A 2,481-nucleotide genomic window follows, 5' to 3' on the forward strand; every position below is an offset into this window, starting at 1 on the left:
GCAGGCTGAGCCGCATCGACAGCGCGGGGACGGCGAGCACGGCCAGCAGCCCGGCGGCGACCAGGACCGCCGGTACCGGACGGCGCTGCACCAGGTCCGCCCAGCGCTCGGCGAGGGGCCGCTCGGCGCGGCGGCCGAGGCCGGGCACGCGCAGCCGGTCGATGCCGCGGCCGGTGAAGCCGAGCAGCGCGGGCAGCAGGGTCACGGCGGTGACCATCGTCATCAGCACCGTGGTGGACGCGGCGACCGCGACCCCGGCGAGCAGCTTGTCTCCCATGACGAGCAGGCCGAGCATCGCGATGACGACGGTCGTCCCGGCGAACAGCACGGCGCGTCCGGCGGTGGCGAGGGCGGTGACGGTCGCGGTCTCGGGATCCTCGCCGTCGTGCAGCGCCTCGCGGTAGCGGGTGACGATGAACAGCGCGTAGTCGATGCCGACGCCGAGGCCGATGAGGGCGGCGACGATCGGGCTGAACGACGGCGCGGGCAGCAGGTGGCCGAGCAGCCCGATCAGCGCGAGCGCGGTGCCGATGCCGAACAGCGCGGTGACGATCGGCAGGCCCATGGCCAGCACGGACCCGAACGCGATCAGCAGGATGCACATGGCGGCCAGCACGCCGATGCCCTCGGACGGCCCGCCGCCGGGGGTCTCGGCGGCGGCCACCGAGCTGCCGCCGAGCGCGAGCCGCACGCCGTCCTTGTCGCCCCGGACGTCGGAGATCAGCTTGGTGACCTCCGCCGCCGGCATGTCGTTGGACCGGACGTCGAGCTGGGCGGTGGCGAACGCGATCCGCCCGTCGGCCGAGATCCGGCCCGGCCCCTGGTAGGGCGAGGAGACGGCGGTGACGTGCGGGGTCCGTGCGAGCCGGTCGAGCGCGGGCTGCACGCGCGCCTTCACCGCCGGGTCCCGCACGTCCCTGTCGGCCTGGATCGCGAGCGTGATGCTGTCCCCGTTGGCCTTCGGGAAATGCGCGTCGAGGATCTTCTGCGCCTTGCCCGAGTCCGAGCCGCCGCCCCCGAACGAGTTGGACGCCTCGGCCGACAGCGAGAACCCGACCGCCATGACGGCGACCGCGCCGAGCACCCAGAGGAGGACGGCGGTCCGCCGCCGCCGGTAGCAGAGCCGGGCCAGGCGCGCGACCGCGCCGTCCGGGGAGAAGGTCTTCGTGGTCATGGCACGAGGTTCGCGTCCGGACGGGGTCCGGCGCGTCCGGTGGCCGGAGACACCTTCCCGGCGCGACTACTCCCGGTGGAGTACTCCCCCGGGAGTCCCCGGCGGCCCGGGCGGGGGTCGCGGGGAGGAGGGCCATGCCCCGGAATCAGCCGTCCGGCTCAGGGGCGGGTGAGGATGGCGGCGCTGCCGTAGCTTCCGCCGAAGCCGGTGCAGAGCGCGACCGACGCGTCCGCGACCTGGTTGGTGCCGGTGCCGCGGAGCTGGCGGACGGCCTCGGCGACGTTGTTCAGGCCGTGCACGTACCCCTCGGACAGCAGGCCGCCGTGCGGGTTCACCGGATGGCGGCCGTTCCACGCGATCTCCCCGGCGGTGAGCAGGACGCCGAGGTCGGTCCGCGCGGCCAGGCCGAAGTCCTCCAGTTGGCGGGGCACAAGCCAGGAGTAGGCGTCGTAGAGCAGCGCCACGTCGATCTGCTCGGGCTTCATCCCGGCCGCCTCGTACAGGGGTGCGGCGACATGGGACGAGAAGACGCGCGTGACGTCGTCGGCCCGGTCCATCCTGGACGCGCCGGGCCCGCCGCCGCGGACGACGGCGTGCACGCGCGGCGCGTCCGGGGCGAGGTCGGCGCTGGTCAGGACGAGCGCGCACGCGCCGTCGGTCTCCTGGCAGCAGTCCACGCGGCGCAGCGGCGAGGCGACCATGGGGCTGTCCAGGTAGTCGGCGCGCGCGAGCCGGCGGCGCTGGAGCGCGCGCGGGTTCCGCACCGCGTGCGCACGGGACTGGGCGACGACGGCGTAGAGGTGCCGGTCGGTCAGGCCCGTGTCGTGGAGGTAGCGCTGTCCGGCCAGCGCGAACTGGTGGACGGGACCGGCCATGCCGTACGGGTGGGTGAACTGCTCTTCCGTGCCCTCGCCGAGCTTGAGCCCGAGCGCGTTCATCCGCTTGCCGGAGCGTCCGTTCAGCGCCCGGTACACCAGGACGGTCCGGGCGAGCCCGGCGTCGATGAGCATGGCGGCGTCCGCCAGGATCGAGGCGCTCTGCGTCCCGCCGCCGTAGATCTCGTTGTGCCAGCCGATCTCCGCCAGGCCCAGCTCGCGGGCCAGGTAGAGGACGGGCGCGGAGTCGTTCAGGTGGTAGCTGAGGATCGCGTCCGGCGTCGCGGCGGCCCCGCCGGTCGCCTCGGCGGCCTCCGCGAGCGCGGCGCGCGCGGCCTCGGCGGCGAGCGAGACCTCGGTGCGGCCGGACGCGCGTGACAGCTCGGTCATCCCGATCCCGGCGACCGCCGCGCGTCCCGAGAACCCCTGCCT

Annotated in this window: 2 protein-coding genes; both read right to left on the reverse strand. The window is 74.8% G+C overall.

Annotated elements, in window-relative coordinates:
• A partial coding sequence (locus tag AB0J52_RS36130) for an MMPL family transporter (protein WP_500187409.1) occupies nucleotides 1–1,174 on the reverse strand: 1,174 nt, incomplete at its 3' end.
• A gap of 158 nt (nucleotides 1,175–1,332) precedes the next feature.
• A partial coding sequence (locus AB0J52_RS36135; protein ID WP_500187410.1) for a thiolase C-terminal domain-containing protein occupies nucleotides 1,333–2,481 on the reverse strand: 1,149 nt, incomplete at its 5' end.

The sequence above is a fragment of the Spirillospora sp. NPDC049652 genome, from assembly GCF_040675125.1.
GTDB lineage: Bacteria > Actinomycetota > Actinomycetes > Streptosporangiales > Streptosporangiaceae > Spirillospora.